This window comes from Afipia felis ATCC 53690 (assembly GCF_000314735.2).
GTDB lineage: Bacteria > Pseudomonadota > Alphaproteobacteria > Rhizobiales > Xanthobacteraceae > Afipia > Afipia felis.
Map to the genome: position 1 here is coordinate 3,062,799 of NZ_KB375270.1, position 20,578 is coordinate 3,083,376.

General features: G+C 63.9%; 10 protein-coding genes and 2 pseudogenes. 8 read left to right on the forward strand and 4 right to left on the reverse strand.

The window, feature by feature from the left end; all coding sequences use genetic code 11:
- Positions 1 to 103 precede the first annotated feature (103 nt).
- From HMPREF9697_RS14560 to HMPREF9697_RS14570, 3 genes are read right to left on the reverse strand one after another with little or no spacing between them, the layout of a single operon-like run.
- Positions 104 to 4,090, reverse strand: coding sequence for an nSTAND3 domain-containing NTPase (locus tag HMPREF9697_RS14560; protein WP_002718001.1), 3,987 nt, complete (start codon positions 4,088 to 4,090; stop codon positions 104 to 106).
- A 58-nt stretch (positions 4,091 to 4,148) separates the two neighbouring features.
- Positions 4,149 to 7,127, reverse strand: a complete 2,979-nt coding sequence (locus HMPREF9697_RS14565; RefSeq protein WP_002718002.1) for a TrlF family AAA-like ATPase — start codon at positions 7,125 to 7,127, stop codon at positions 4,149 to 4,151.
- 20 nt (positions 7,128 to 7,147) lie between these two features.
- Complete coding sequence (locus tag HMPREF9697_RS14570) at positions 7,148 to 8,404, reverse strand: ATP-binding protein (protein ID WP_002718003.1); 1,257 nt, start codon at positions 8,402 to 8,404, stop codon at positions 7,148 to 7,150.
- A 262-nt stretch (positions 8,405 to 8,666) separates the two neighbouring features.
- Between HMPREF9697_RS14570 and HMPREF9697_RS14575 the strand changes: the two are divergent.
- The 5 genes and pseudogenes from HMPREF9697_RS14575 to HMPREF9697_RS14595 form a co-directional block, all read left to right on the forward strand.
- Positions 8,667 to 9,597 (forward strand): annotated as a pseudogene (locus HMPREF9697_RS14575) (ArdC family protein).
- A gap of 200 nt (positions 9,598 to 9,797) precedes the next feature.
- Positions 9,798 to 11,924 (forward strand): ParB/RepB/Spo0J family partition protein, encoded by a 2,127-nt coding sequence (locus HMPREF9697_RS14580; RefSeq protein ID WP_002718005.1) that lies wholly within the window; start codon positions 9,798 to 9,800, stop codon positions 11,922 to 11,924.
- Positions 11,925 to 12,027: 103 nt separating this feature from the next.
- A complete protein-coding gene (locus HMPREF9697_RS14585) occupies positions 12,028 to 12,444 on the forward strand; it encodes a hypothetical protein (protein WP_002718006.1) in 417 nt (138 codons plus the stop codon).
- The gene (locus HMPREF9697_RS21735) at positions 12,441 to 12,932 is read left to right on the forward strand and encodes a hypothetical protein (protein ID WP_002718007.1); all 492 of its coding nucleotides are present in this window, start codon (positions 12,441 to 12,443) and stop codon (positions 12,930 to 12,932) included. Before HMPREF9697_RS14585 ends, HMPREF9697_RS21735 begins: the two co-directional genes overlap by 4 nt.
- A gap of 167 nt (positions 12,933 to 13,099) precedes the next feature.
- A pseudogene (locus HMPREF9697_RS14595) lies at positions 13,100 to 16,261 on the forward strand (strawberry notch-like NTP hydrolase domain-containing protein); the annotation flags it as partial.
- Positions 16,262 to 16,501: 240 nt separating this feature from the next.
- Here the strand turns inward: HMPREF9697_RS14595 and HMPREF9697_RS14600 are convergent.
- Positions 16,502 to 17,062, reverse strand: coding sequence for a chlorite dismutase family protein (locus tag HMPREF9697_RS14600; RefSeq protein WP_002718009.1), 561 nt, complete (start codon positions 17,060 to 17,062; stop codon positions 16,502 to 16,504).
- Positions 17,063 to 17,401: 339 nt separating this feature from the next.
- Here HMPREF9697_RS14600 and HMPREF9697_RS14605 point away from each other — a divergent pair, with 339 nt between their 5' ends.
- The 3 genes from HMPREF9697_RS14605 to HMPREF9697_RS14615 are packed head-to-tail and all read left to right on the forward strand — an operon-like array spanning position 17,402 to position 20,562.
- Complete coding sequence (locus tag HMPREF9697_RS14605; protein WP_002718010.1) at positions 17,402 to 17,962, forward strand: recombinase family protein; 561 nt, start codon at positions 17,402 to 17,404, stop codon at positions 17,960 to 17,962.
- 4 nt (positions 17,963 to 17,966) lie between these two features.
- On the forward strand, positions 17,967 to 19,601 hold the full coding sequence (locus tag HMPREF9697_RS14610; RefSeq protein ID WP_210161949.1) for a DDE-type integrase/transposase/recombinase: 1,635 nt from the start codon (positions 17,967 to 17,969) through the stop codon (positions 19,599 to 19,601).
- Positions 19,591 to 20,562, forward strand: coding sequence for an ExeA family protein (locus HMPREF9697_RS14615; RefSeq protein ID WP_002718012.1), 972 nt, complete (start codon positions 19,591 to 19,593; stop codon positions 20,560 to 20,562). The genes HMPREF9697_RS14610 and HMPREF9697_RS14615 overlap by 11 nt, the downstream gene beginning before the upstream one ends.
- Positions 20,563 to 20,578 lie beyond the last annotated feature (16 nt).

A 20,578-nucleotide genomic window follows, 5' to 3' on the forward strand; every position in this document is an offset into this window, starting at 1 on the left:
GAACCCTTACTGCGGTCCCTGGCAGCCAGCACCTACGGCCGCGCAAGGTCCGCGTCATGGAAACGCGGCGGGGCGCACTCCCCCAGAGCTCGACCGCTTGGCTTCAGTCCCTTGCGATTTTGTCGTCGAGCCAGCCCTGCACGGCCTTACGAACACGAATATGGCCAAGATCGTCGAGCACTGTTTTCGGCAACCGTTCGCCCTCGCCCAGATCGAGCAGCTGCTGCGCGGGGTGATCTGATCCGAGCAACGCCAACAGCCCGAGCGCCGCCGAGCGGTCGCGATCCGCGAGGCCACAGACGCCAAGCAGCAACAGCGCGCGCCGCTTGGTCGAATATGCAACTCGCTCCATCGCCGCGACCACGGCCTCGACCCGACCATGAGTCGCGAGCAAAACGCAGGCGGAGGCGGCCAAGGGCGGCGCTAATCGCAGGAGAAGCTTGGCGGTGATCGCGTCGAGAATCTCGCTTTCGACAACATCGGCCTGACTCAGGGCATCTATGGCGTCGACCCGGACCCAGCGAGCTTGGTCGATGAAAGACAGAGCCCAGATCTTCCGGCGTATGGCCGGACTGCAGCATTGCGCAGCGGTCTCTAGCGCCACCATGCCAAGCGAGCGGTCGTCTGTGCGTTCAGCCCTAAACAACAGGGCCTCACCAATGTCATCCGAAAGGCTGCCATAGGCGGCGAGCCCGACAACCGCCTCGCGTGCGATGGGGTACGATGGTTCTTCGTTGTGAAACGCTTCAGCATCCGACCAATCATCATCGACCAGTCTGCGGAGCACGCCCTGATGCTCGGCGCACCGCCGCGTGGCAAGGATGCGGACTAGGGCTCGCCGGACCCGGCTACCCGGATCGGACGAGAAGTTCAGTAGGCGCGGCGGCAGCGGATCTGGCAATCGCGCTGCAAGATACGGAAGGGCAACCTCACGGGCGTCCGCTCGACCGTGATCAAGCGCGAGCCACACCAGCGTATCGTCCTCGATAAGAATTGCGGCTTGGGCAGCGGCCTTTGCCAGTCGATGGTCCGCGGTCTCAATAAGCCAACGTCGGATGGCCGCTGACGGGGCACCGCCGCTGGCGATCAGTACCTGCACAATCTCGTCAAGTACCGAGGGCGTCGCTGCTTCTGCCGCTTGGTCCAGCAAGTGCAGGGCCTCTCGGCCGACAACTGATGCGGCTTTATCTTTCAGGGATAGGGCCTGAAATATCTCGACGGCCACACCCGGAAGCATCGCCATGAGAGATCGGATCCGCCGCGCCCGCGTCTTGCTCGAAATGCGGCGCTGCGCCGCGTGCGCGTCCACCAGCAGATGCACGAAAGATGCGGGTGTGTGGGCCAATCGTTCGAAGCACCGCGCGAGCGCGGTCGGCGATTTGATCAAGGCGCAATAGGCGAGCGCACCGCGCAAACTCTCGTCACTCGGATTCGAGAGAATCCGCTCTTCAAGGTCGGAGGAAAGCGAGGCTTGCCAATGCTCGCGCGCTGCCTCCCAGACACGGTCTTCGTCATTGCTGGACCGCGCGACAGCGATGAGGGTCCGAAGTTCCTCCAGCGGAACCGGTCCGCTCGCCCGTGCGACGTCGTCGGCCCACGCGCGACACAGCTCAGCGATCCGGGGATGTTCAGCCAAGGCCCGCCAGCGGCCGAGTGCCCTGACTTGCTTCACATAGGCATCAACGAGAGTGCCGGCGGCATAGCCATCTTCCTCATGCTGGGATTGGTAGCCTTCCTCGACGGCCGCATCGCATTCACCGTCTTCGATCGCGCGCCATTGTTCTTTACCTTCGCGCTCATATGAGCGGCGAAGCCTCGCTAGTTCTTCGAGCGCCGCCTCGAGCACCTCTTCATAGCGGTCAAGGTCTCGCACGGCGCCAGCGGCCACCGCGCCGACATTTCTGTCGAAGCCGGAAGCGACCAATTTGCGCGCTGCCGCAAGAAAGGCTGGTGTTAGGCCGGTCGCGATCCGATCAAGCTTATTAGGAAAGGTATCGCCGAAGCCGTCCCGGTCCTCAGGCAATTGCTCACGGACAAAGCGATCAGCGATCGCGAACGACCGAGTATCGGCCGAGACGCGCTCATACCAAGCGTCGTCGAAGCTCGGCGGCTGCCATCTGTCGAGGAAGAACTGGCCGCCGCGCCGTATACCCTGGATGAACCAGCGCGCGAGTTCTGACGGGATCGACTTCTGCGTGCCGACGTCAGAAGCCAGTTGCAGCACGGGCCGGAAATCGGCTCGCGGATCGACCAAGCTCTCCTCCAGCCAAGCGTCGATCCTAGCCCGACTGGCGCTATCGGCCTCAAACTCCATGTCAAGATTGTCAGCGGCGCCAACGAGATCGGCGATCGCCTTGAGCGAACGCGCCGCGGTCTCGAACGCCCAGTCTCGCTGCGAACCACCGAGCTGGGTTAAGGCGGAGATCATCGACGTCAATGCCGTTTGGCTACGCGCCCAATTCTCCTTGATGAAGATCTCGAAACCAGCGCGGACGCTCGGGTGCGAGAAGCTGACGGTCAGGCCGGGCTGGCGCAGATGGCGCGTCGCGACGAGCCGATTCACCAGCTTCTCCAGCCCATCGGAAAAAGTCGGGACGGTGATCCGCAGTTGTCGGCTAAGCCCAATCAACTGGCCGCGGTCAAATTGCGATCTGGCCGTCAGCAGCGCCCAGATGATTGCCGACCAGCCGGTCTGATCGCTGGCATTCAGATAAGAAACGACCACGCCTTCCACAGCATCGCGATGGGCCAGCGCGAGGATTCGCCGAAAGAAGGCAGGATCGACTTCATCCGGCTCAGGGCCGTCGGCCATGTAAGTAAAGAACAGATCGATTTCGAACGGTGTTTCAAGCGCTTCCAAGGCGTCCGTCCGGAAATCCAAGGCCTTGGCCTGCAGCTCCGTCGCCAGGAGTTCCAAGCGTTTGTCGTAGATATCCGCGAGTTCGCCATCCCGGTATTGGTCGGCGTCTAGCACCACGGTCCAACGCTTGAGACCCTCGTCGGCCTTGGCCTGACCGAGCATGTCGGTACGCGAGGTGATGACGTACTGATGCCCAGCGTGCGCCTCGCGCAGCAGCCTCGGCAGTTGTTCGGTCCAGACGTCGGTGCCACCCCGCAAGCTATACTGCCCCCACGGATCCTCGACATAGAAGAGCTTTGGGCCGGTGTCGGTCAGCGTCCGCATGCTTGAGGGACCGTTGTTGACGTTGACCTGGATGATTTCAGGCGCGGAAGGCCGCTGCCGCGCCTGATCAACCAGCGCCAGCGCCGTCCAAGTCTTGCCCGTACCCGAAGGTCCGGTGATGACAAGGGCGTTCCGCCGTTCGAGCAGATCGCTTAGGGCTTGGTAGTTTCCCGGCGGCACGAACGCCTCGAGTTGGGGAGCGCTCGCCAGATAACCGCCACAGCCGCGGATGATGCTCAGCAAGTCCTCGCGCGTCCACACACCTGGGCTCGTCCCGCGCATTCGTTGCCGAGCCTCGTCGCGCAGCCGCGCGCGACACTCGGCTTGTCGGCTTTGCGGCACCCGCAAAAGAGAGCCGAGGATGTCGTTGATCTCCAAGTCCAAGAGACGCTCGGTGAGAACGCCCCAGATAGCTATCCGGCCTTCCGGCCCATGGGGTAACGTCCCCGATAGGCTGGCCGGGAAAGTTTGCTCTTCCGGCCACTCCTCCAAGCCCTGTACCAAGAGGTCGCGCGCCACGCCGCTGGCGTCGGCGTTCGTGATCAGAAGATAGCGCGTGCCAGGATCGTCGAGATGATGTTTGGCCGGTCGACGGGTCGTGCCGCGTTTGAGCAACGCTTCGAAGTCGGTGATTGACCAGGGGCCGCTGTTGCGGAGCTTCACCTGCACAACGAGCTTGTAGCCGTCTGCCACGTTCGCGCTAGGTTGGACACGGCCAGGCGTCGCAGGTTCGAGGTCCGACTCCAGATCTTCCTCGTTGGCGGGTTCGAGCGTGATCCGGCTCGCCGACTTGGTGATCAGCATCAACCGCAGAGCGGCCAACACCGAGACGCCGAGCTGATACTCGTAGCCGTCCAGTGCGGCCTTGGCGCCGCCTGCCACAGATTCTGGAGGCAGCGCGGTCAAATCTCGGCGTCCATTTGCTGCGTCTTCCTGGCACGCTTACTGATGAGGTTGGCCGCGCTCATCGCTCCAGCCTCACGCGCAGTCTACGGGCCCGCTCGCGGAAGGCGGCCTCGCCGCCTTCCAAGATGTCACACACCGCCTTGCGGATTTCCGCGCTCTCAAGACCGCCCGACACATAGGTGATCGGCGGAAGACCGCCCGAAGGATGCGGACCCGCCGATGCGACGATGATCTGGTCCGCATCGGTGTTGATGACGAGGTTGGCGTTGTGCGTGACCATGATCACTTGGCGCTTCGCCTTGGCCGCGACAAACAGCGCCACCAACTCGTCGAAAACCGATTTGGGATCGAGGTTTTCCTCAGGCTGATCGATGATCAATGGTCGATCGTCTGAATCGTCCAACGCCAGATACAGCAGCAGCAGCACAATGCCGCGCGTGCCAGGCGACAGCTTCCGGATGTCGACGCCGTCGTAGGAAATCTCGTACCGGACCGTGATGTGATCGGTGCCGAAAAGCCAATGCGCGAACCGTTTCGACCAGGCCCGGAATTCGGCCTGCTGCGTGGGCGCAAAAGGTGCGTGAGACAGCAGATCTCTGAGGTATCTTGCCATGAACGCGGTCATAGCCGCCTGAACCTCGACCGCCGAACCCGTCTCCCAGGCCGGCTTGAGCGCTTCAGTGGCGGCCGCGATTAGGGAGCCCCGTCCGTAAAATGGGCCGGTCTTGCGCCTATCGAGGAGTTCCTCTTCCGCAACCGAGCCCCACGCTTGAACGTCGGCGATCCTGCGAACCGCGAAGCTGAGCTTCTTCAGCGTGCCCGACGATGCCGCCAGCCGCGCCATCAGCGGGGCATAAAGACTAGCCAGCGCACTCTGTTCGTTGATGATCGCCTCGAACACCCGGCCGTAGGTGTTGTCGCGCACGGTCTGAAGGTCTTTCCGACGGACCGCCGCGCCTTGCGCATCCGTGAGCCGGATTTCGAGGGTCTGGAGCGCGGAGTTCTCCTGCGCGATGCGGCCGGTCAGCGCCGCGTATTGGTCGCGGACGACCTTATCGGCGCTGAACAGCGCCTCGAGGCGCGTCATTTCGGCGGCGATCGGCGCGAGCGGAAGCGCCGAAAGATCGGCTGTGTCCGGGATCAGGGCGACGTTCGGGGCGCCGGGCGGTGGTGGAACGCCGTTGAGCTTGCGGACCTCGCCATCGGCCCATGCGATATAGGCCGTGAGGCTCTTGTCGACGTCGCCCTTATAGATCAGCAGGAAATCGTCCCATTGCTGGTCGCTCATGCCGCTGGCGCCATGTCGCGCCCGAGCTTGGCGCAACATTTCCGGCGCGCCGGTGGCGCGGACGCTGCGGACCTCGTCCTGCAGGGCGACGAAGGTGCGGCGCTGATTCCCGAAGGATTGGATTTTGTTGCGAAGTGTCTGGGCCGCCTCGCTGAGCCGCGTGTGGCGGGTGACCTGCGCCTCGGTGCCCTTGACGACCAGCTTGGCACGATCAGCTGTGTAATCCGCGATTAACTTCTTCTTTTGCCCGACCTGGGTGGTCAGCGTCGCGACAAGGCTTTCTTTCTCAAACTCCGTGGCGATGCGGTCCGAGATGTCGGCGATCGCCTCGGCCTCGCGCTCGCGTGCCTGCTGGAACCGCGAAGTCTGCTGGTCGCGCAGCTCGGCGAAATCGAGCGCCCATTCACGATCGTCCTGCGAATGCGACTCGAAGATCACGCGCTCAATTTCGTCAACCAGGCCGTCGGAGACGCCCTTGGCCGAGCAAAGCTCCTCGACGAATTGCTGGGAGAGATACCGGGCGCGCGGAAAGGTCATATGGCCGTTGGCGTCGCTGCCATCCAAGGCGCGCGTGACCGTCGCGCCCCCGCCCCAGGTCAGCGTCGTCGATGCGTTGCCGATCAACCTGCGCGCCCGGGCCAGGAACGACGGGCTGATATTCTCATCGGCGTTCCAGCCCGACGGCGAAATCGCGTCGCAGCCGGCCGCGATCACGTCGGCCAGGGCCGTCTTTCCCGATCCGCGCGCGCCGATGATAGCGACAAGGCCGTGATTGAGGGGGATGTCGGGCGTGGTGGCCCAATCTGCATCGCCGATCTGGACGTGGGAGATGACTTGCGACGGCATCGCCGAGCCCGGCGGTTGCTCACCGACATAGGCGCGCCCCTCGGGATCGATGCACGCTTGGCGGAGCGCATCGAATTCGAGCCCGCCCTTGATCCACGAGAAGCGATTTCCAAATGGGGACGCCACGTCGTCGAGCTTGTGCGCATCGCTCCCGTGCAGACAGGGCTTCAGGCCGCCGTAGCGGGTGCGGATTTCGTCGGGGCCGAGATCTCTCTGGCCCAACCAGAACTCACGCTGCGCCGGGCTACCCGCGAAGATCACATGGGCGAAGCCTTCGATTTCGCGCCGGATCGTCTGATCCGCAGCTTCCCGCACGCCCGACGTACCGTCCGTCGCGCCGCCGGCCACTGCGATCAGGATGTTTGTCTTCGCCCATCCGCTTTCGGAGAACACTTCGCGGAGCTTCTGGAAACTGACCTTGAACTGGTTGGCCCCATAGGCCAGCGCGGCCCACTCGTCCGTAATGCTGGGATCGGCTTTCTTGCCGAGCCGGATGAGATCGGCCCGCGTGCAATCGAAACGATCCTGCATGACGTTGAACTGCAGGCGCGATAGCAGACGCCGCAGCTCGTCGAGATGTTGCGGATCCTCCGGGCTGACGAAGAGGTGGAGATTGACGAAGCCGCCTTTCGCCGTCGCAACGTCGAGCCGGAGTTCCACGTTGGGGAAGACCAGCTTGGTGCTGGGCAGGCGGCCAGCCGCCCTGTGCCGCAGCACCTCCTCGTAAGTATCGGTCACGTAGTAGTCCGTGACCGCGATCGCCTCGATGACCGGCGCGGCCTGCTCAAGCGCGGTCAGATAGTCACCCCAAGCGTTCGGGCCGCTGAACTGATTGTTCATGACCGTGCCGGGCGCGTGGATATGCGGTTCCCATCTTCGCCATTCTGACCCTCTGCTAAGCATCGTTTCCCCTTTCTCGGCGGCTATCTTGATTTGTCCGCCTTGTTCGTCCGCGGCGCTCCATTCCAAAGACTTGACAATGGCGCTGCCGCCAGCCTGTCGCCGAACGGCACGACGTCCGTGCTGTCATAAAGGACGACGCCAAAAGCAAAGCGGTCCCCGCACGCCTCGGCCAAGGCCCGCAGGCCCCCGAAATCACCGGCTTTAACCGTCGCGCTCGCCTTGACTTCGATGCCTGCGATCATCCCGTCATCGCGTTCCAGTACGATGTCGACCTCGCGCCCGTCCCGATCCCGAAAATGGTGAGGCGTCAGCCGCAGGTCCGAGGCCGTCATCAGCTTCAGAATCTCCGCGAACACGAAGCTTTCGAGCAGCGCGCCGAACGTGCTGCGATCTGCCTTGACCCTGTCGAAGGAAAGACCGCGCACAGTCGCTAGCAGCCCAGAATCGAGGAAGTGCAGCTTCGGCGTCTTCACGATGCGCTTGAGGGCATTGGTGAACCAAGGTTGCACCGTCGCGATCAGGAACACCTGCTCAAGCAGCCCGACATAGCGCTGCCCCGTCTTATGGCTGACGTTGATGCCGGCGCCGAACTGCGAATAGTTGACCAACTGGCCGGAGTGCTCGGCCAGCAGCCTTACGAATTTCGGAAGTTCCGTCAGCTTCTCGACGTCAGCGATATCCCGCAGATCGCGCGTGAGGATCGAGGTGAGATAGGACCTCGACCAGTCCTGCCGCCGCCGCTCGCTGTCGCGGCTGATCGCTTCGGGAAAACCGCCGAGCAAGACAAGTTGGACGAGATCGTCGCCGAGGATTGCATCGCGCTGGCTCCGGAGCTTCCCTGCGAAGAGATGCTCCAGGAAAGTCGGCGTCCGGCCTTCGATCTCCGCCCTTGCGAGCGGCAGCATCTGTATGGTCTCCATCCGGCCGGCCAGGCTGTCGGCGACTCGCGGCAAAGTCAGGACATTCGCCGAGCCGGTGAGCAGGAAGCGACCCGGCCGATAGTCCTCATCAATCGTCTTCTTGATGGCCAACAGCAGGTCGGGCGCGCGCTGGATTTCGTCGATAATGGCCCGATCGAGGCCGCGGATGAAGCCGGCGGGATCGGACTGGGCGGCCTCAAGGACCGTTTGATCATCGAGCGTGATATAGGTCCGCCCGGCTTCTCCCATTTTTCGGACGAGCGTGGTCTTGCCGGCACGACGCGGGCCCACGATCAGGACCACCGGCGTATCAGAAAGGGCTTCCTCCGCCCGTCGCTCCACAAACCGCTCGAACATGCCATCTCCGAATCCGGAAGATTGGAACTATCGGTTCCGGCTGATTGGGAGTCAATGGTCCGCTGATTGGAAGTTTCGGAACCGCGATCTGGAAGCTCTAGAGGGGAAAGCCTTCCCCCTGGTCGGCGCCGCGGTCGCCGACGCACCCCCTTCTGCGGGGAGATCCCCGCAACGCCCCCTAGAGTGAGAGCGCGGACCGGATTCGCCGTGACGGGTTGAGGGCTGGAGGAGAGGCCTCCGGCGCCCGTCGCGGAGACCCGCGATGTCCAGCAAGACCGCTTCGGCTCGCCCCGGCCACGACCGGGCGAGCCTCTATGACGAAATCACCGGCAAGATCATCGCCGAGCTGGAGGCCGGCCGCGTGCCCTGGGTCCAGCCCTGGGGGACGGCCGCGGCGAAGGCGCCGCTCGCCATGCCGAAGAACGCCGCGACCGGCCGGCAGTATTCGGGGATCAACGTCCTGATCCTCTGGGGCGCCGTGATCGAGCACGGTTTCCCCGCCCAGAGCTGGCTTACCTTTCGCCAAGCGCTCTCGCTTGGCGGCAATGTGCGCAAGGGCGAGCACGGCACCACCGTCGTTTATGCCGACCGCTTCGTGCCGGACGACGAGAAGCGACGCGCCCGAGAGACCGGCGAAGAAGCCGCCGCGATCCCGTTCCTGAAGCGGTTCACCGTCTTCAACGCCGCCCAGTGCGAGAATCTCCCAGCCGAGGTTGCGGCCGTTGCGCCACCGCCGCCACCGGGCCTGATAGAGCCCAGGGTCGAGGCGCTGATCCGGGCGACCGGCGTTGATCTCCGCATCGGCGGCAACCGCGCCTTCTACGCGCCGGGCCCGGACTACGTCATGGTCCCGCCGCCGCAGGCCTATTTCGAGCCGATCAACTGGCACCGCACGGCCCTGCACGAGCTGGGGGCACGCCAGCGGCCATCCCTCCCGTCTCGGCCGCGATCTCGGCGGCGCGTTCGGCAGCAGGAAGTATGCGTTCGAGGAGCTGGTGGCGGAGATGAACGCCGCCTTCTGCTGTGCTTCGCTCGGCATCGTTCCAACCGTCCGGCACGCCGATTACATTGGCTCCTGGCTCGAAGTGCTGCGGGAGGACAACCGCGCTGTCGTCCGCGCCGCCTCCCAGGCCAGCAAAGCCGCCGACTGGCTTCTCGGCTTCTTGCCCGACGCTGAAAGTCGGGCGGCCTAGCCGCTGCACCGGCGGAGGAGGCGGCTTGATGCTCGACCTGAAACCCGGAAAAGCGGCAATGCGGACTTCCGGCTTCGTGTCTTTCTGGTTCGTCGGCTTTGCGGCGCAGTCCTCCGAGAGGAAGAGGGCTGCGCCGGTTTTCGCGGCGGGTTGGAGGTCGAGAGAGAGTCTCTTGGCCGCCCGCCGCGGAGACTACTCCCATGGCTACTGCAGTTCAGAAGATCACCCTATCGTCCTCGCGCGACATCCCCTTCAACAAGCTCGTTTTGTCCCAGTCGAACGTCAGACGCGTGAAGGCTGGCGTCTCGATCGAGGAGCTGGCCCAAGACATCGGCCGGCGCACGCTGCTCCAGAGCTTGAACGTCCGGCCGGTCCTCGACGCCGAGGGCGCCGAGACCGGCATGTTCGAGATCCCGGCCGGCGGCCGGCGCTACCGCGCGCTCGAGTTGCTGGTGAAGCAGAAGCGTCTCGCCAAGACCGCGCCGGTTCCGTGCGTGGTCCGCGATCCCGCGACCGACATTCTTGGCGAGGACGACTCGCTGGCCGAGAACATCCAGCGTGCGCCGCTGCATCCGCTCGACCAGTTCCGCGCCTTCCTTACTCTGCGCGAGAAGGGGCGTTCCGAGGAGGACATCGCCGCGACGTTCTTTGTCGGTGTGAACGTCGTGAAGCAGCGCCTGCGCCTGGCGTCGGTCGCGCCGACCCTGCTCGACATCTATGCCGAGGACGGCATGTCGCTCGAGCAGCTCATCGCCTTCACCGTCACGGCCGACCATGCCCGCCAGGAACAGGTCTGGCAGGCGGTCTCCGGCTCCTGGCAGAAGGAGCCCTATCAGATCCGCCGCATGCTGACGGAGAAGACGGTGCGCGCCTCCGACCGGCGAGCGGTGTTCGTCGGTCTCGACGCCTATGAGGCCGCGGGCGGCGTGGTGCTGCGCGACCTGTTCCAGTCCGATGACGGCGGCTGGCTCGAAGACATCGCGCTGCTGGACGGCCTGGTCGCCGAGAAGCAGAAGACCGAGGCGGAGACGATCGCCGCCGAGGGCTGGAAGTGGATCGAGGTCGCCATCGACTTTCCCTACGGGCACACCCACGGCCTGCGCGAACTGGAGGGCGTCACCATCGATCTCACCAGCGAGGAGCAGGCGACGATCGACGCGCTGAAAGCCGAATACACCAAACTGGAGGAGGAGTATGACGGCGCCGACGAGCTGCCGGACGAAGTGGACGAACGCCTCGGCGAGATCGAGGCGGCACTCGCCGCCTTCGACGATCGGCCCGTCACCTATGATCCGGCCGACATCGCCCGCGCCGGCGTCTTCGTCAGCATCGATGCCGAAGGTGCGCTGTCGGTCGACCGTGGCTACGTCCGGCCGCAGGACGAGGCTCCCGCTGGCGACCCGGAGCAGGATGGCGAGACCGATCCCGCAACGGCTCGGGCGCACGGCGTCGATCCCGACGCGCCCGTGGTTCAGCGCGCCGTCATCACCATCGGCGGACAGATCGCCGGACCGGAGGATGAGGACGACGAGGACCTGAAGCCGCTCCCCGACCGCCTCGTGACCGAGCTGACCGCGGAGCGGACGCTCGCGCTGCGCGACAAGCTGGCGTCCACGCCCGCCGTCGCGTTCCAAGCCGTGCTGCACAAGTTCTGCCTCGACGTCTTCTCCCGTTACTTCTCCTACGGGACGGCGATGGAGGTGTCGGTGCGCAGCGCCAGCTTCCCGGTGCAGGCCCCGGGGCTGAAGGACACGCCCGCAGCCAAGGCGATCGACGTGCGCCACAAGGCTTGGGAAGAGCGCATGCCCAAGGACAAGGCCGATCTCTGGGACTGGCTCACGACCCTCACCGGCGACGAGCAGGCGACGCTCTTCGCCCATTGCGCCTCCTTCGGCATCAATGCGCTTTACGAGAAGGGCGACCGCTATGGCGCCGGGGTTTCGTCCCACACCGTCGAACAGCGGATCGCCGAGGCCGATCGCCTAGCCCAGGCCGTCGATCTCGACATGGTGCAGGCCGGCTGGCGTCCGACCGTCGAGAACTATCTCGGCCGGGTGCCCAAGCGCCGCATCCTCGAGGCGGTGCAGGAGGGCGCCGGCGAACGGGCAGCGCAGCTCATCGACCACCTGAAGAAGGACGACATGGCCAAGGAGGCCGAACGACTCCTGGCCGACACCGGCTGGCTGCCGGAGCCGCTGCGGATCGCCGCCGCGGACGACGCGCCCGTCGAAGCCACCGCAGCCGAGGACGGCGGCGAGGCGCTGCCCGAATTCCTCGCCGGCGACGATGAGGAGGCGGAGGCGCCGCAGGTGATCGCGGCCGAATAGCCTGCGTGCGGGGCGGCTTCGGCCGTCCCGCGCCCTTTTCCCCTTTCAACCGACCCGACAGCCCGGCCTTCGCGCCGGGCTCGTTGCATTTCAGGAGGGCCGCATGTCCATATTCACCATTGAAACGACCTACCGCCTGCCGGTCTACCGGCAGCGTAGCTATGAGGCGGAAACCCTCGACGCCGCCTGTGCGCTCGCTATCGCCGACAAGGGCTGGGACGACGAGAAATCCGACGTCGAGACCTCCGGCGCCACCTATGTCACCGGCGTCTGGGACGGGCGCGACGCAGCCTATCGCGGCAGGGCGCTCATCATCCCGTCGCAGTTCGGCGAACAGGTCCAGCGCAAAGCCGACCACTTCGAGGTGCTGCTCGGCCTGCTCAACGTCTTCGCGCACGCGCCGGACGCGGAACCGGCCGACGGTCCGTTCTGGCGTCAGCGCCTGGACGCGGCAATCGCCAAAGGCGAGGCAATTCTTGCGGACGAATCTGATCCCCAAGCGGCAGGAGGCGCATCATGACCGAGTATGTCGTGAAGATCGGCTTCTGGCTGCGCGCCTACGACAGCGTTACGGTCGAGGCGGATGCCGACGCCGAAGCGATCGAGAAAGCCAAGATCGCTGCAACGACGGCCATGACGTTGACCACACACCCCGAACATGTCGAGTTTGACGAGCGACGCGAGGGCGTCATCGCCTTTATCGACCGGGTCAACCCGGACGGCCGCGAACCTGTGGTCGAGGATATCGCGTTCGACAACGATCACATCCATCCGGACGACGCGCCCTCTCGCGCCGATAAGGAGATGCACCCCCGCCGCGTCGTCTTCGCCTACCGCGTTCCAGTCCACGTCGAGGTCGAGGACGGGCTGGTCTCGCGCGTCACCGTCATCGATGAAACGCCGATCTCCGATCCTACTGTCGTTGAAGGCGACGCTGGCTACCTCGCCGAAGCGATCGCCGCCGCGGACGACGGCCAGGCCTGGCCGTCCTGGGCCTTCGGCTACTGATGATCGCCATAGCTCGGCGCCCCGCCACCCGGTGGGGCGCCTTTTCTTATGCCGGCCACGGCCGCGACGCTGAGAGGAAGAGGGCGGCCGGAACGGGTTTGAGCCGGTGCGGTCCAAGAGAGAGCGCCGGCCGGCTCGCCCATTCCCGCTCTCCCGAGGCTCCCTTCATGAACGACCTTTCTCAGATCGCGGCCGACCAGGCCGCGCAGCCGTCGCCCGGCCATCGCCTCGATGCCCCCGGCGCGATCATCGCCGCCGCCCAGCACCTCCTCCCACATCTCGAGCGCGGCCAGCGCGTCGATGCCGCGATCCTGCGCACCGCCATGGAAGCGGCTTTCGGCGCCTCCGACGCCTCCGGCGCATGGGACTGGAAGACGGCCTATGACGCCTGCGAGGCGGCGACCGTCCTCTTCCTCCACAAATACGGAAAGGCGCTGTTCCGCAAAGCCGACTCTCAGGCTTCCCGGCTTTCCGCCTTGATCAAGATTGCTAGCCTTCTCCCGACCCACACCCGCCGCTCCGCCGAGAGCGAGGCCTTCCAGCAATTCTCTACGCCGACCCCGCTCGGCTTCGCGGCCCTAACCGCGGCCGCCGTCGGGGCTGCGGACCGCGTGTTGGAGCCTTCGGCAGGAACCGGCCTCCTCGCCATCCTGGCCGAGATCGCCGGCGGCGCGCTCGTGCTGAACGAGCTGGCCGAGACCCGGTCGGCGCTGCTCACTTCCCTCTTTCCGGCCATTCCCGTCACGCGCTTCGATGCCGCGCGGATCGACGACCATCTCGATCCGGCCGCCGTTCCGAGCGTCGTGTTGATGAACCCGCCCTTCTCGGCGATGGCGAACGTCGCCGGCCGCATGGCCGACACCACCTATCGCCACATCGCTTCGGCGCTCGCGCGCCTCGCCGACGGCGGGCGGCTGGTGGCGATCACCGGCGCGAACTTCGGGCCGGACACCCCAGCCTGGCGTGACGCCTTCGTCCGGCTGCAGGCGCGCGGCCGCATCGTGTTCACGGCCGCGATCGACGGTGCAGTCTACGCCAAGCACGGCACCACGATCGACACGCGGCTGATCGTCATCGACAAAGCGCCCACCGAGAACCCGGCCGCGCTGCCGGAATCGCGGGGCATTGCGCCCGACGTCACGACCTTGCTGGGTTGGATTGCGGAGCATGTTCCGGCGCGTCTGGCTCTCGCGCCAAGCCTCGCAATTCCCATGTCGGCTGTCGCCGCACCGCGGACGGTGCGCGGCTATCTTGCCCGCGCGGCTGCCGCGCAAACCGCTAGGCCCTCTGTCGCCGACCCGGAGGCGGTCGATCTCGGCTATGAGACGATCGACTGGGCGCCGCCCGAGGGCGCGCGTCTCAGCGATGCGATCTACGAGGAATACCGCCTCCAATCGATCCGCATTCCAGGCGCCCAGGTCCATCCCACCAAACTGGTGCAATCGGCGGCGATGGCCTCGGTGGCGCCGCCGAAGCCGAGCTATCGGCCATGCCTGCCGATCAAGCTCGTCGGCGGTGCGCTCCTGTCCGACGCCCAGCTCGAGACGGTGATCTATGCCGGCGAGGCGCATGGCGATTATCTCGCCGGCGCGTGGACCGTGGACGAGACCTTCGATCTCGTCACCGCCGCCCATGACGATGCGCCGAGCGCCGTTCGCTTTCGCCGGGGCTTCATGCTCGGCGACGGCACCGGCGCCGGCAAGGGCCGCCAGTCGGCCGGCATCATCCTGGACAACTGGCTGAAGGGCCGGCGCAAGGCGGTCTGGATCTCGAAGTCCGACAAGCTGCTCGAGGACGCCCAGCGCGATTGGTCTGCCCTCGGCATGGAGCGCCTGCTCATCACGCCGCTGTCGCGCTTCGCGCAGGGCAAGCCGATCCGGCTGTCCGAAGGCGTCCTATTTTTAACCTACGCTACGCTGCGGTCCGACGACCGCGGCGAGAAGCTTTCCCGCGTCCGGCAGATCGTTGAATGGTTGGGCTCCGACTTCGACGGAGTGATCATTTTCGACGAGAGCCACGCCATGCAGAACGCCGGTGGCGGCAAAGGAGAGCGGGGCGATATTGCGGCCTCGCAGCAGGGCCGTGCGGGCTTGCGTCTGCAGCACGCCCTGCCGGACGCGCGCGTCGTCTATGTCTCGGCGACCGGCGCCACTACGGTCCACAACCTCGCCTATGCCCAGCGGCTCGGCCTCTGGGGCGGCGAGGATTTCCCCTTCGCCACACGCGCCGAGTTCGTCGAGGCGATCGAGGATGGCGGTGTCGCCGCCATGGAGGTGTTGGCCCGCGATCTCCGGTCGCTCGGGCTCTACACCGCCCGTTCGCTCTCCTATGACGGCGTCGAATACGAGCTGGTCGAACACGCGCTCACCGACGAGCAGCGGCGCATCTACGACGCCTATGCCGGGGCGTTCGCGATCATCCACAACCATCTCGATGCCGCGATGCAGGCGGCGAACGTCACCGGCGAGACCGGCACGTTGAACCGGCAGGCGAAGTCGGCGGCCCGCTCGGCCTTCGAGAGCGCCAAGCAGCGCTTCTTCGGCCATCTGCTGACCTCGATGAAGACGCCGACCCTGATCCGCCGGATCGATCAGGACCTGGCCGACGGCCATGCCGCCGTGATCCAGATCGTCTCAACCGGCGAAGCGCTGATGGAGCGCCGGCTCGCCGAGATTCCGACCGAGGAATGGAACGACATCCGCGTCGACATCACGCCGCGCGAGTATGTTCTCGACTACCTCGCTCATTCCTTCCCGGTGCAGCTCTACGAGCCGTTCACCGACCGCGAGGGCAACCTCTCGTCGCGGCCCGTCTTCCGGGACGGCCAGCCCGTCGAGAGCCGCGAGGCCGTCGCGCGCCGCAATGAGCTGATCGAGCGGCTGGCTTCGCTGCCGCCCGTCCCCGGCGCGCTCGACCAGATCGTCCAGCGCTTCGGCACGGACCTCGTCGCCGAAGTGACCGGACGCTCGCGCCGCGTCGTGCGCAAGGGCGACCGCCTCGTCGTCGAGAACCGCGCCGCCTCCGCCAACCTCGCAGAGACCGCCGCCTTCATGGATGACCTGAAGCGCATCCTAGTGTTCTCGGAAGCGGGCGGGACGGGCCGCAGTTACCACGCCGAACTGTCGGCGCGGAACCGCCGGCTGCGCGTCCACTATCTGCTCGAACCCGGCTGGAAGGCCGACGCCGCGATTCAGGGCCTGGGGCGGACCAACCGCACCAACCAGGCGCAGCCGCCGCTGTTCCGGCCGATCGCCACCGACGTGAAGGCCGAGAAGCGCTTCCTCTCGACCATCGCACGCCGCCTCGACACGCTAGGTGTAGCGGCTCGCGTTTGAAAACGGGCGTGCTCGCATTCGACGCCGCTTTCGGCTCGAATTAACTGCAACTGACGGCGCGCTGATGCTCACGCTATCTGCAAACGAGCTTGCAATCGACGGCGGCGGCTCGCATTTCATGGCGGCGTGCTCGAATTAATTGCAAGTGAAATGCCGGGTTCCAAGCTATCCAAAATCAATAGATGCAGTGCCGGCTGCCCGCTAACGCCTCTGAGCGGTCAGACGGGGATTGACCTACGCCGCCTCTCGCACGAGACGGATATCGACTTCTCTGTCAACGTACTTCCATTCCTCTGTTGCACGCAGTTCGGAAAGCAATGCGTTGAACTCAGCCTCATGGGTTGGCGCGAACTCGAACCAATTGAGAAAATCGAACGGTTCATTTTCAGAGAGGTCGCGGCAGTGGTGGAGCTTGCGCGCTACTGCAGGCAAGTAGTTGAGCCCGATTTGGATGTGCTTTGACTTTTCGAAAACGCTCCGGCGCTCGTCTTGCGTGAATTCCCACCAAGCTGCGTTTTTTCGGATCGGTATCAACGCAGCGCAAGTTGCTTCTGGGCGCGCTAGCCCTTGCTGCTTCACCACAATTTCGTTCTTCTCTTCGCGCATGACATACCGTTCATTGCTTGTTATTCCGCGAAGTACCCAGGGTGCATTGGTTTCGGGCTGCAACTCTGAGGCAGATATTACGTTGAGCCTTTTGGCTTCAGGCAGTGACTTGCCAACTATGGTTTCGGTTCCAACGATCCGCCAAAGACCGCTGTCTCCGCCGACGAATGCAAATAATCGTGTATCCATTTCACCCCCTTCATGTGAGTGTGTTAACTTTTTTACAGCCTCAAAAAACCTATCTGCCCATCCCATGCTTGTGCATCATCGTCTCGCCTCGCTTAGCGTAGTATTGCATTACGCTTACCAGCGCCCCCAGTTAAATTGTAAATATAGCATCGAATTGGTCTGTGATACGACCGCCAGAAAATAGCCGTTTGTCGCCATTTCAAAAATTAATTGTACCGTATCGGTACACCCAAATGGGTCGTCAAGATGAGACGATATTCTTGTCTCAATAGGGTTGTTTTGCTATTTCCGATATGCTATCTTCGGAGGATCTAAAGGCTAACGAGACAATTCAAATCTATGGCGCTCTACGGATATGCTCGGGTTTCCAGCAGCGATCAGGATTTCGCTCTGCAGGAACAAGCGCTGCGCGCTGCCGGCTGCGATGTGGTCCGGGCCGAGAAAGTGAGCGGAACCAGTCGGGTCGGGCGTACTGAGCTTCAGACGCTGCTCGATTTCCTGCGACGTGGAGATACGCTGGTCGTCACACGGATCGATCGCCTCGCGCGCAGCATCAAGGATCTGCAGGACATCGTGTACACGCTGAAGGAACGCGGTGTCACCCTCAAGGCAACAGAGCAACCCATCGACACACGCAGTGCGGCAGGCAAGGCGTTCCTGGACATGCTGGGCGTTTTCGCCGAATTCGAAACCAACCTCCGGCGTGAGCGTCAGCGTGAAGGTATTGCCGCCGCCAAGGAGCGAGGCGTCTACCGTGGCCGCAAGCCATCGATCGATCCCGCCGAAGTTCAGCGCCTTCGCGTCGAGGAGAAGCTGGGCGCGACGGAGATTGCGCGCCGGCTTGGCGTCGGCCGTGCCTCGGTGTATCGTGCGCTGGCCCACTATGGACGCCCGGCGTAAGACGATTCCAGTCGACTCACTGCTGCAATTGCGGCAGCGGCTTGACCGTTTGCCGCGCAAAAGCCCGGAACGAGCCACCCAGATTGCTGCGGTAGCCGGGTTGTACGGCGTCTCCGCAACGACCGTCTATCGGGCGTTGCACGTCCTTCAGAAGCCACACGCCGCGCATCGCGCCGACCATGGCAAGCCGCGGCTGCTGCCCCAAACGGAATTGGAGCGCTACTGCGAACTGATCGCGGCACTGAAGCTGCGCACCACCAACAAGGCCGGGCGCCACCTTTCGACCGGGCGGGCCATCGAACTCTTGGAAGACCATGGCGTTGAGACCATGCAAGGTTTGGTCAAAGTGCCCAAGGGCCTGTTGCGCCGACCTACCGTCAATCGCTATCTTTCCTTGTTGCGACTCGATCAGCCCCACCTTCTTCGCGAGCCGCCGGCCGTGCGCTTCCAGGCCGAGAAAAGCAACGACTGCTGGCAGTTCGACATGTCGCCTTCCGATCTCAAGCACATCGACAAGCCTGACTGGATTGACCCAGCGAAGGGCGTGCCGACCCTGATGTTGTACAGCGTGGTGGATGATCGTAGCGGCGTCGGGTATCAGGAATACCAGTGTGTATATGGCGAGGATGCAGAGTCTGCGCTCCGCTTTTTCTTCAACGCCATGACCGCCAAAGCCGACGCCGCCTTCCCGTTTCAGGGACGACCAAAAATAATCTATCTGGACAACGGGCCGGTAGCCAAGAGCCGGGTGTTTCAGAACGTCATGTTGGCCCTCGACATTGAATGGCAGACCCACATTCCGGCCGGCAAGGACGGAACACGCACGACGGCCCGGTCAAAAGGCAAGGTCGAGCGCCCATTCAGGACAGTGAAAGAGGCGCACGAAACGCTCTACCACTTCCACAAGCCGGAGACGGAGAGGCAGGCCAACGAGTGGCTGATGCGCTACCTGCTGCGCTACAACGATCAGGGTCACCGCTCTGAGAAACATTCTCGGCTGGAGGACTGGCTGAGCAACCTGCCTGCGGATGGCCTGCGCGACATGTGCACCTGGCAGCAGTTCTGCCACTTTGCGCGTGAACCGGAACGTCGCAAGGTGGGCATCGATGCTCGTATCGCCATTGGCGGCACTGTCTACGAAGTAGAACCAGACATGGCCGGTGAAACCGTCGTCTTGCTGTGGGGCTTGTTCGACGACGAAATGCATGTCGAGTTCGATGGCGAGAAATTTGGACCCTACTCCCCCATATCGGGTCCGATCCCGCTCCATCGGTACCGCGCATTCAAACGTGGCAAGTTCGATGAACGCGCCGACCGTATCCGCGCACTTGCCGACCAGCTTGGTCTGCCCATCAGTGCTTTGGCCGGAAGCGATGTGCATTTGACGTCATCGGCGAACGCCATATCGCTGCCGCATCAACCATTTGACGCCGAGGCACATGAATATCATTTCGCCAGCATCATCGCCGCCAAGCTGGCGATTGCCGACGACTTGGCGCAACCGCTGGCCAAGATTGCACCGGCCGATCGTGCTTTCATCGACCAGGTGCTGGGCGAAACGCTGACACGCAGCATCGTGTTGGCGCGCGTACGGGATTATTTCCGCAACAAAAAATCGGGAGAGGACCATGCGAGTTGAGGTAATGCAGTATTACGGACTAACGCAACCGTTCAGCCAGGCGGGCTACTATGAAACCGAGCATCACAAGCAGCTCATCAAGGATATCAAGGGGGCGATCCTCGAAGGGCGGCTGATCGCACTCTGCGGCGTCGTGGGCAGCGGCAAGACGGTTACCTTGCGCCGCTTGCAGCAGATCCTGAAGGATGAAAATCGCGTGTCCGTCGCCAAATCGCTGTCGGTCGAAAAGCACAGCATCAAGCTCGCGACCCTGATCACGGCACTCTTCTACGACCTGGCACAGGACAAGCTGGTGCAAATTCCGAAACAAGGCGAGCGGCGCGAACGCGAATTACAGGAGCTGGTCAAGAAGGGAAAACGCCCAGTGGCACTGTTCGTCGACGAGGCACACGACCTGAACGGGCACACGCTCATTGGCCTCAAGCGTCTGATGGAAGTCGTGGAAGACGGCGGTGGCCGGCTGTCGGTAATCCTGGCCGGTCATCCCAAACTGCGCAACGACCTGCGCCGGCCGACCATGGAGGAAATTGGCTACCGTACCGATATCTTCACCTTAGACGGCATCGCCGGCAGCCAGCGCGAATATATTTTATGGTTGCTCGGTGCCAGCACCGGCAACAAAACTGAGCCAGAGTTGATCCTGACTGTTGAAGCGATCGACATGCTGGCCACCAAACTGCGCACGCCGCTGCAGGTCCAGCTGCACCTGACGTTGGCACTCGAAGCCGGCTACCAGACAGGCGAAAAGCCGGTCACGGCAGCACTGGTGGAATCCATGCTGTCGCGCCACCTCGATGATTTGGAGCCGATGTTGACGCGCCATGGCTATCGGCTCAAGGACATGGTGGAGCAGTTCGACGCCAAGGCGGCGGAAATCCGGGCGCTGTTCAGCAATCAACTTGAACCCAAGCGCACGGCAGAGCTGCGCGATCGAATGCTGGCGGCGGGGTTGCCGATATGAACTGAACCGTCATTTG

Bases quoted from the DNA above. Each gene is read 5' to 3' on its own strand.
- HMPREF9697_RS14570 (WP_002718003.1), bottom strand. From the start codon at position 8,404: ATGTTCGAGCGGTTTGTGGAGCGACGGGCGGAGGAAGCCCTTTCTGAT.
- HMPREF9697_RS14580 (WP_002718005.1), top strand. From the start codon at position 9,798: ATGGCTACTGCAGTTCAGAAGATCACCCTATCGTCCTCGCGCGACATC.
- HMPREF9697_RS14565 (WP_002718002.1), bottom strand. From the start codon at position 7,127: ATGCTTAGCAGAGGGTCAGAATGGCGAAGATGGGAACCGCATATCCAC.
- HMPREF9697_RS21735 (WP_002718007.1), top strand. From the start codon at position 12,441: ATGACCGAGTATGTCGTGAAGATCGGCTTCTGGCTGCGCGCCTACGAC.
- HMPREF9697_RS14600 (WP_002718009.1), bottom strand. From the start codon at position 17,062: ATGGATACACGATTATTTGCATTCGTCGGCGGAGACAGCGGTCTTTGG.
- HMPREF9697_RS14585 (WP_002718006.1), top strand. From the start codon at position 12,028: ATGTCCATATTCACCATTGAAACGACCTACCGCCTGCCGGTCTACCGG.
- HMPREF9697_RS14605 (WP_002718010.1), top strand. From the start codon at position 17,402: ATGGCGCTCTACGGATATGCTCGGGTTTCCAGCAGCGATCAGGATTTC.
- HMPREF9697_RS14615 (WP_002718012.1), top strand. From the start codon at position 19,591: ATGCGAGTTGAGGTAATGCAGTATTACGGACTAACGCAACCGTTCAGC.